Source organism: Lysinibacillus capsici (assembly GCF_003367505.1).
Taxonomy (GTDB): Bacteria; Bacillota; Bacilli; order Bacillales_A; family Planococcaceae; genus Lysinibacillus; species Lysinibacillus capsici.
In genome coordinates, this window is the sequence record NZ_PXXX01000012.1 from 112,925 (window position 1) to 121,397 (window position 8,473).

Genomic DNA, 8,473 nt, shown 5'->3' on the forward strand with positions numbered 1-8,473 from the left:
AAGGCTTTGGAGGGATGAGGTTGGCAGAAAAAAGGTTAAAAGTTTGTGAAAAAGGACATCCATTTTACAAAAGCACAGATTGTTCAAGCTGCCCTACCTGTGATCAGGAAAATAAACCTAGCAGTGGCTTCCTTTCCAAATTGAGTTCACCTGCAAGAAATGCATTCGTACACGCAGGTATTGATACGTTGGAAAAACTATCTATGTATACGGAAAAGGATATCTTAAAATTGCATGGTGTTGGACCAGCCTCCTTACCAATTATGAGATCATCATTGAAAGAAGAAGGCTTGTCATTTAAATAAGTGAGGGGGAAGATAACAATGTCAACGAAAGAATTATCTCAAGAGCAAACCGAGGAACTAATCAATACTTTGCAAGTTCGCTTCGAGAAAAATACATCTCGTCATGAAGGGCTTGACTGGGCAAATGTCCAAGCTAGGCTAGAGGCTAATAGGGAGAAACTATGGTCGCTCTACGAAATGGAAGTAACAGGCGGTGAACCAGATGTAGTTGGCTATGATGCAAACACGGACGAGTTCATTTTCTATGATTGTTCTGCGGAAAGTCCTAAAGGTCGCAGAAGTTTATGTTATGACCGTGAAGCATGGGAATCTAGAAAAAATCACAAGCCTGAAAATACGGCTATGGATGTTGCCAAGGAAATGGGCATTGAGCTGTTAACAGAGGAGCAATATCGCCAACTACAGGAGCTTGGCAAGTTCGATTTAAAAACATCAAGCTGGGTACAAACACCTGACAACATTCGCAAACTAGGCGGTGCCATCTTCTGCGACCGTCGCTATGACATGGTCTTTATGTACCACAATGGCGCAGAATCCTACTACGCGGCAAGAGGCTTCCGTGGATCGTTAAGAGTTTAAGAAATAAAGGCATATGTCCGATCAGCGGATGAGCATATGCCTTTTTTTATAGAAAATTTTATTTGTTTAAATCAATAATTTTGACATATGGCCTTTTACTTCTTTTGATATATTTAATGTGATTCACACAAGCTCCAAATGCTGAAAACATGATGAATAAAATAGTGATGATACTTGGAATCGACAAATAAATTGGCATGATAATCCAAATTAAAAGTAAAGCATACCAAGAGATAACAAAACTCTTACTATGTCGCCACTGTTTCATTTACGACGCTTCCTTTCTGATGGGCGATAAATTTACTTAAACAGATATTTATTCAAATGTCATAGACCAATTCCCATCAGCCGTTATATCAAAGTAGTAAATTGAAGTATCCTCTACTTTTTGAACTTTTGAGCCACTGTAAGTACCAATTTCATTAGCTAATAAAACGCTGTCATTAGCTTTCACTACAAAATTCCTAGAGCCGTCATGCGTGAAAGCAACGGTTTTAGCACCTTTTGAAATATTCATAAATACTACGCTATCACCTGTACCTGTAACTTTGCCTTCAGGTGCAACCTCAGCAGGAATCTCTTGGGACATATTAATCGTCCATGGACCACTTGCTGTTACTTCATACTGATATTCACCAGTGGGTACAGCATAAATTTTCTTACCAGTGTAGTTACCAATCTCATTAACAACTAATTTGATCATGTTAGCATTAGCGTCTAATAGTTTAACAGCAAAATTGCTAGACCCCTGATGAGTTGCATCTACAATAACGAAACCCTTCTCTAATTTGAATTTCTTCGTAGCTGTATCACCAGAGCCATTTATTTTTAGAGCTTCTAGTTTAGCGATTCTTTCAGCTTCAGCTTTTGCTTTTGCTTCGGCCTCAGCTTTTGCTCGAACTTCAGCTTCTTCTTTTGCCTTTTGTTCAGCCAATGCTTTTTCTTCAGCTTCCTTTGCTTCACGAGCAGCTTTCTCTTCTGGGGTTTCTTCTTTAGGTTTTGTCACAGTTTCCACTTTTTCATGGGTGCCAGCTTGTTTACCTGATTCTGTTCCATCAACAGGCGTTAATATGAATCCAACAATAAATATAACAACTGAGATACCTAATACAAGTCCGCCCTTCATTTTTTTCTTTTTAATAAGTCCAATCACTATTAATACGAGACCTACAATAAAACCTAAAAAGCCCAAAAATGCCAATAATAACGACATATTTCCATACAACCTCCTTTTATATTACTATATAGGAAAGTATAGGTAGATGTATACGGAAAATGAAAAGAAGTAGCTAAGTATATTGACACTGCACGAAATAATTTATATTGTAGTTACTAAAAAGGGTGTGGGAATTTATGTTAAATTGTTTAAAAATTATTTTTTCCATCACAGGCATATCTTTAGCAGCTTACGGACTAATCACACGAGATTTCCAATTGAATTACCTCATGATATTGTTCTTAGGCTTTTTCATGTTCACTTTAGGTATTCAAGAATTTCAAAAACAGCGAACAGTTTATGGTTGGTTCCTAATGGGGGTATCTATATTTTCAATCTATGTGTCCGTTCAGAGCTTTGTCTTGATTTAAAGGAAGCAACCACTGTTAATTTTCGTAATACCATACATCAATCAAGTCCTTCCAGACATTTTCATAAATCACTTCCAAAGTATATAATGGCCCTTCATCTGGATGGGATTCAGTTAAAATTTGCATGGCATTTTTTTTGTCGATGTCATGTTCAAATGTTCGTCTTTACCTCACGATTTGCCCCTTGTCCCATCATTATTATTTTTAGGATTTCATCAGGAAATGCAAATGTTTTTTCCTCCGTTTTAACTGTTTCATTACACCCTACAAGCAATAACAAAATGAATAATAAGAATATTTTCTTCATTATTTTCCTAGATATTTATATAGATTTAATGAGTCAGACCCGCTCATCGCTCATACCAGATATTCATATGTTATAATTTACATAAATTACATAAAATGAGGTGATATGATGGAGAATGAAAAATTAGTTTGCAAGGCTTGTGGGCGGGATACCTTTACGACTGGACAGGTGGGTGGTACTACAAGCCAAGGCAATATACGACCTATTGGAGCAATTATGGCGGTAGGGTCACCACTCCAAATGACTTTTTGTAAAAACTGCGGGGAAGTTGCTTCATTTAAAGTGGTAAAACCACAGAATTTTAAATAATCGTTGAAAGGGTCACTGATAGGAAAGTGATCCTTTTTATATAGTGGACGTTTAAAGGGGGATAAGGATTTAAAAGCATACATATGTTCGGCTTTGGTTAATTGAATACCATGATATGAAACCTGTCTTACAAGACAAAACACCCTCTAATAGGTTAAAGGGTGTTTAAAAACTAGATAGAATTTCGATAAGCTCTCAAAGTTGAATGTAAGTTTGAATTCGAACTTGAGATTGATTTTTTATAGTTATACATACCTAATGGGCTTAAATGATTAGAACTAGATCCTAATAACCCTTGCTTTACTGCGCTTTTTAACGTTTCAATTTGTTTGCTAGATAGTTTAGAAGTTTTACTTTCTTCAAGAATTTTATTTACATTATTTATTTTTTCTTGATTCTCTTTTGATGTAGCTTTAACTTCCTTGCTCATTTGTCGTGTCAACCCATAATACTTAGACGAGGACTTTCGTGACATTAAATATTGCATAGTAGAGAAATTGGTCGTCATCATGATAAATTATCACCTTCCTAATCACATTTTTAGTTCCATAGTTGTTATCGTACTGAACTTGAAAAGATTTAGTATATTTACTTTTTTTAGTAATTGAATTTCAGGTTTAATCAGACCAGATGATGGCACCAGTAAGCATTGAAAAAACGTGGAGAAATACTATCAAGAACACAGTATTAAGTCAGTTGGATATAAACTATCATAACTACCACTGCCGAAGAAGCATATATTGAATATGAAAAATTTGCAATATATATTGAACGGATGGATTGAATTACAGAAGGAAAAAAAGTAATAGGTAAAGAATATTTATTGTAGAAGACCCTATTAAAACTAGATGAGTTTGTTGATAGGAGGGATACAATTTAACAAGTAATTTGTGATGTGAAATAGAGCTCTAAGTAAAGTGAGAAGTCGCTGTACAAGCAAAGAATAATTCTAAGCTGTTAATAATTAAACAATTAACAGTACTATTAACGTTTGTTAATAGAAACGACATTAAATGGCTATAAAAATTAATAAGTGAAGATGAAAGATACTTATTCCAAACTAAACTAAGGAGTGTTATTTTGAAAAATATTATTATTAGCATAGTATTTTTAATAAGCTTTGTCGTTTCATTTCTTTCAATAAATACAGTCACCTTTGCTGCAGTTGATTTCTCTGATATTGAGAATTCCTATGCAAAAAATGCTATCAACGAGTTAGTTGAAAAAGGCATTATAAATGGTTATCCAGATGGTGAATTTAGACCAACATCAGCAATTACAAGACAAGATTTTGCTATAATTTTAGCGAAAGCACTGAATTTGAATCTAACTAACTCTCCAAGTACTCCAACATTTACAGATATTCCAACAACTCATTATGCGTATCCAGCTATCGAAGCAGCAGTTAAAGCTGGATTAATAAATGGGATAGGTGATGGGAAGTTCGGCGTTGGCTCAGGTTTAACACGTCAAGAAATGGCCACTCTATTTGCTAGAGCATTAGGTGGTGAAACTAATGGCCTTGGCGAACAGCTTACTTTTGCTGACCAGCATAAAATTTCTGCTTGGGCAAGGGATGCGGTAGGTTTTGCAGTAGCATCAAACCTAATGACAGGCGATACATTAAATCGTTTCAATCCACAAGGAATAGCTGAAAGACAACAAGTTGCCCTTGTTGCTTCTCGATTTTTAAAGAAGATTGATAAAGTAACACCAGAACCAGAACCAGAACCAAAACCAGAACCAAAGCCAGAACCAAAGCCAGATCCAAAACTAGAACCAAAACCAGTACCAAAGCCAGAACCAAAACCAAAACCAGAACCAAACTCAGACTCAGACTCAGACTCAGATCCATCACCAACACCAAGTGTAATTCCTGTAGTCGGGATTACATTGAATGAGGTGATAGAAAATCTTAAAATTGGTGAAACAAAGACATTAACAGTAAATGTTGTACCCGCAAATGCTACAAATAAACTTGTGAGATGGACTTCCTCAGATCTGAAAGTTGCAACTGTTAACGGGCAGGGGAAAGTGATAGCGACTGGTATAGGTACTGTGACCATAACAGCAACAACGGTAGATGGACTAAAAACGGCTTCAGTTACTTTCACAGTGACCCATAGCAATGGTGCAGCGATTACTGGCGTAGGAACGTCATCATCTGTTATACAACTGGGAGAAACTACTAGTAGAACAGCAGAAACAACCGAATCAGGCACAATAACGTGGTCATCAAGCAATACAGGTGTTGCAACAGTTCATTCTAGTACAGGTGAAATTACTGCTCACACACCAGGCAACACAACCATTTCGTATACAAGTAGTAATGGTAAAATGAATTCTGTGAGTCTCACTGTATATGATGAGGCAACAGCAAAAAACCCAACATATTCGCAAGTACTGCAAATGGATGAAGTAATAACAGCTTCAGTAGGAGCAGGCTTATCTGCAACAGCAACAAACAAAAGTTTTGTAGCTGAACCAACAAGTGTAGCGACAGTGAATGCTACAACTGGCCAAGTAACAGCTATAAGTGCAGGTAGCTCAGTTATTACGTATGTAGGAATGGATGCTAATGGCGTAGTAATTGAAAAAGGTACGACAACTGTGACAGTTCATCCACAAGCAACAGTAGCAGCAATACCCATGGTGCCAGCACCTTATTCAGTTATTGGCTGGGGCTCAGCAGCAACTAATTTTACGCCTCCAGGAGTCGGACAATCCATCATCTGGACTGTAACAAATGGTACAGGAGCTGCAACAATTCAGCAAAGTACAGGGGCTATAAGAGGTGTTACAGCTGGTGATGTAACGGTAAACTATAAAATAGTAGATAATAACACTAGAGTAGTAGCTTACAAGTCAGCACCCGTAACGGTAACAATTCCAGATACACCAAGAGTTAATATTTCACCACCATATGTTGATGGTGGGACATTTGGTGGACCTTATTCCATGTCAACTAATGTGAATTTGACGGTTGCCATAACAGGGGAAAACAATTCAACTGTCATTTTCAGTAATCCGAGAAGTAATGATGACAATATTGCCACTGCAACGATTACGGGTCCAAATCCTTCTGGACATGTTTTTTTAAATGTGCAGAAGATTGGTACAGGAGAAGCTCAGATAACATTTGATTACACAGATATTAACAATAATACTGGGTCGATGACATGGATTTTTAATTTCCAATAGAACTAATTTTACAAGCTAAAGGATGCGTCTATGGACGTGTCCTTTTATAGTGTCGTTCAAAAGAGGCATTGACTAATCATTCCCTCTTTTTTCAGCATAAAGTCGGCAATAAAATCATCACAGCTTGGCGAGCAGCCATTCATATATAGTGAACCTCCAAGTAAATTAAGCGAAGCGAAAACAAAGCCAGTTTGATACAAAGCATGTCGCGTGTTGGTCAATGTATTGATACGGACCGATTGAAGCATTTTGGTGCAAAAGCATGACTTATGTAAATATTATAAGCATACCGTTAGCAGAAACGTTTGAACGGCTTGAGTCCTGTCTACTTACAGTTGTTCATTTTGACAATTATGTGAATGGTTTTACCTAACTAACTTTAAATTGTTTTCAAGGGTTTTTGAAGAAAATTCACAGTAAATATTACTTTAGATGTACAAGTAATGCCTTGTACGCCAATAATAAGGAAGGATAAGTGACGTGATTTGGCGTGATTTGTTTTTTATTTATAAATTACACCAAAATATACATAATAAACGCCAAAAAAATGGCGTTGATTGAGTGTTGATTTAGAAAAGTTAAGAATGTTAGGATAAAATTACCTCGAGGGATATTTACTATAGTAAACAACAACTATTACTAAATAGATTACAATAGGAGTTTATTTCATGAGAAAATATAAATTAATGACTATTTTAATGATCACAATAACGTTACTTTTTTCAGGGGTCTCTAGTTCGTATGCAATTAGTACTGTTGAAAGTATGAATCAAGAACAAAAATTAGAAAATGATTTAGCGGAAGCACTTGAATTGATATTTGACAAAGCAGTTTTAAAAAATAATAAAGAAGTTATTGTAGGTTATGATAGAGAAATAATAGAGACAGAATTAAAAGGTAATTCTATGAAAGAGGCGATCATTGAGGGATTAGAAGTAGAAAACCTACTAATTTCTTCTGAAGACGTTAATATAATTTCTGAACCACAAATTACACTATTTGCAGTAGCTTGTGAATGGCATGGTAAAAGAGAAACAATGGAATTTAGAGCAGCAGAAAATGAATGTATTAAAGAAGGTTTATCGAGTTATTTTGGTATTGCTACATCATTAACGATTATTGTTGATGCAATTAGAGCATCTAATTTCAAACAAGCTGCAAAATTAATTTTAAAAGAGTTTCCTAAAAAAGTTGCAGGTGCAACACTTCCAGGTTTAGTAATAAATCTTAGTGTTATCTCAGTAAGCTGTTCTACTAAGATGAACAAACTATTCCCAGGAAGTTCTAATTGTGAATAAGGAAAAATAAAATATGAAATTAATCAGAAACTTTCTAATTTATTTTATAGTCGGTGCGATAATTATAAACATTTCTAAGTTTATTTATAATAAAGAGGACTACTATTTTGATAGTAAAGAGACGATAATGTACGGTATTATCACTATGGTTGTATTTCTAATAATGGATTATGTAAGAAATATAAGAAAGTCCAAAAGTAAATAATTTTGTGATAAACCCAGGTATTCAATAATTTTGAGCCTGGGCTTTTTCCTTTTGTATTATTGGTATATTTAGTAATTAAATATTACTTTATATGAATACATACTAGAAGCGATGAAACATAATGAAAGCTTTGGTTGTTCAAATTGAGCAATCACGAAGTCACATTCCCCTCAAAAACCCAAGAAATCAGGCGAAAAGCATGTCTTTGTACATACACACAAAACCTCTTTGCGAATACATATGAAAGAGGGTAAAAGCATGAATGCTTATGATGAATGTATGCGTTCATGCTGTCTTGATATATCAACGTTTATAGGGGTTTTTTGAGGTTGGTTTTTTAGAAAAAGTCACGGAAAGTAAACATTTATTCTTAAGTTCTTTTTGAATAAAGTTTAGGTCTAAAAAAAATTTAGAGCAACATTAAAAATAAAGTATAATATATGTAATAAATGGGTTTTACTAATTAATTTAAACACTTTAAGAAGCGAGTGAGATAGAATATGATACTTGTAAATGGAATTATTATGTATTTAGCAACAGTTGGTATAATGTTGCTTATTTTGAAAAAAATTAGTTTTGTTATGCTAAAGGTACAAAATAAATTAAAAGAATTTTTAAATCGAAAACAATTGAACTACTTAAATAATAGACAATTAAAAAATCTCATTAAAACTATAAAAAT

General features: G+C 34.8%; 10 protein-coding genes. 7 read left to right on the top strand and 3 right to left on the bottom strand.

What is annotated here, in order from left to right:
* Positions 1–14: 14 nt before the first annotated feature.
* Positions 15–305 carry an RNA polymerase alpha subunit C-terminal domain-containing protein gene (locus C7B89_RS11555; protein WP_115673779.1) on the top strand — a complete coding sequence of 97 codons (291 nt, stop codon included), beginning with the start codon at positions 15–17 and terminating at the stop codon, positions 303–305.
* An 18-nt stretch (positions 306–323) separates the two neighbouring features.
* On the top strand, positions 324–884 hold the full coding sequence (locus tag C7B89_RS11560; RefSeq protein WP_208644732.1) for a DUF4256 domain-containing protein: 561 nt from the start codon (positions 324–326) through the stop codon (positions 882–884).
* A 58-nt stretch (positions 885–942) separates the two neighbouring features.
* Here C7B89_RS11560 and C7B89_RS11565 read toward each other — a convergent pair whose 3' ends face one another.
* Together C7B89_RS11565 and C7B89_RS11570 are read right to left on the bottom strand one after the other, a co-directional pair.
* Positions 943–1,152, bottom strand: coding sequence for a hypothetical protein (locus C7B89_RS11565; protein ID WP_048393776.1), 210 nt, complete (start codon positions 1,150–1,152; stop codon positions 943–945).
* A gap of 48 nt (positions 1,153–1,200) precedes the next feature.
* A complete protein-coding gene (locus tag C7B89_RS11570) occupies positions 1,201–2,097 on the bottom strand; it encodes a hypothetical protein (RefSeq protein WP_115673773.1) in 897 nt (298 codons plus the stop codon).
* Positions 2,098–2,330: 233 nt separating this feature from the next.
* On the opposite strand from C7B89_RS11570, the gene C7B89_RS23255 reads away from it, so the two are divergent.
* Together C7B89_RS23255 and C7B89_RS11585 are read left to right on the top strand one after the other, a co-directional pair.
* Positions 2,331–2,471 carry a DUF3953 domain-containing protein gene (locus C7B89_RS23255; protein ID WP_255600869.1) on the top strand — a complete coding sequence of 47 codons (141 nt, stop codon included), beginning with the start codon at positions 2,331–2,333 and terminating at the stop codon, positions 2,469–2,471.
* Between the two features lie 415 nt (positions 2,472–2,886).
* Positions 2,887–3,087, top strand: a complete 201-nt coding sequence (locus tag C7B89_RS11585) for a hypothetical protein (RefSeq protein WP_103118008.1) — start codon at positions 2,887–2,889, stop codon at positions 3,085–3,087.
* A gap of 172 nt (positions 3,088–3,259) precedes the next feature.
* Here C7B89_RS11585 and C7B89_RS11590 read toward each other — a convergent pair whose 3' ends face one another.
* A complete protein-coding gene (locus C7B89_RS11590; RefSeq protein ID WP_244205647.1) occupies positions 3,260–3,517 on the bottom strand; it encodes a hypothetical protein in 258 nt (85 codons plus the stop codon).
* A gap of 650 nt (positions 3,518–4,167) precedes the next feature.
* Here C7B89_RS11590 and C7B89_RS11595 point away from each other — a divergent pair.
* The 3 genes from C7B89_RS11595 to C7B89_RS23150 all read left to right on the top strand — a co-directional run.
* Positions 4,168–6,288: an S-layer homology domain-containing protein gene (locus C7B89_RS11595; RefSeq protein WP_115673775.1), complete on the top strand. Its 2,121-nt coding sequence runs from the start codon at positions 4,168–4,170 to the stop codon at positions 6,286–6,288.
* Positions 6,289–6,956: 668 nt separating this feature from the next.
* The gene (locus C7B89_RS11600) at positions 6,957–7,586 is read left to right on the top strand and encodes a hypothetical protein (protein ID WP_115673776.1); all 630 of its coding nucleotides are present in this window, start codon (positions 6,957–6,959) and stop codon (positions 7,584–7,586) included.
* A gap of 705 nt (positions 7,587–8,291) precedes the next feature.
* Positions 8,292–8,473: hypothetical protein (locus tag C7B89_RS23150; protein ID WP_103118012.1), on the top strand; the 182-nt coding region annotated here is incomplete at its 3' end.

Bases quoted from the DNA above. Each gene is read 5' to 3' on its own strand.
- C7B89_RS11570 (WP_115673773.1), bottom strand. From the start codon at position 2,097: ATGTCGTTATTATTGGCATTTTTGGGCTTTTTAGGTTTTATTGTAGGT.
- C7B89_RS11560 (WP_208644732.1), top strand. From the start codon at position 324: ATGTCAACGAAAGAATTATCTCAAGAGCAAACCGAGGAACTAATCAAT.
- C7B89_RS11565 (WP_048393776.1), bottom strand. From the start codon at position 1,152: ATGAAACAGTGGCGACATAGTAAGAGTTTTGTTATCTCTTGGTATGCT.
- C7B89_RS11585 (WP_103118008.1), top strand. From the start codon at position 2,887: ATGGAGAATGAAAAATTAGTTTGCAAGGCTTGTGGGCGGGATACCTTT.
- C7B89_RS11590 (WP_244205647.1), bottom strand. From the start codon at position 3,517: ATGAGCAAGGAAGTTAAAGCTACATCAAAAGAGAATCAAGAAAAAATA.
- C7B89_RS11600 (WP_115673776.1), top strand. From the start codon at position 6,957: ATGAGAAAATATAAATTAATGACTATTTTAATGATCACAATAACGTTA.
- C7B89_RS23255 (WP_255600869.1), top strand. From the start codon at position 2,331: ATGATATTGTTCTTAGGCTTTTTCATGTTCACTTTAGGTATTCAAGAA.
- C7B89_RS11555 (WP_115673779.1), top strand. From the start codon at position 15: ATGAGGTTGGCAGAAAAAAGGTTAAAAGTTTGTGAAAAAGGACATCCA.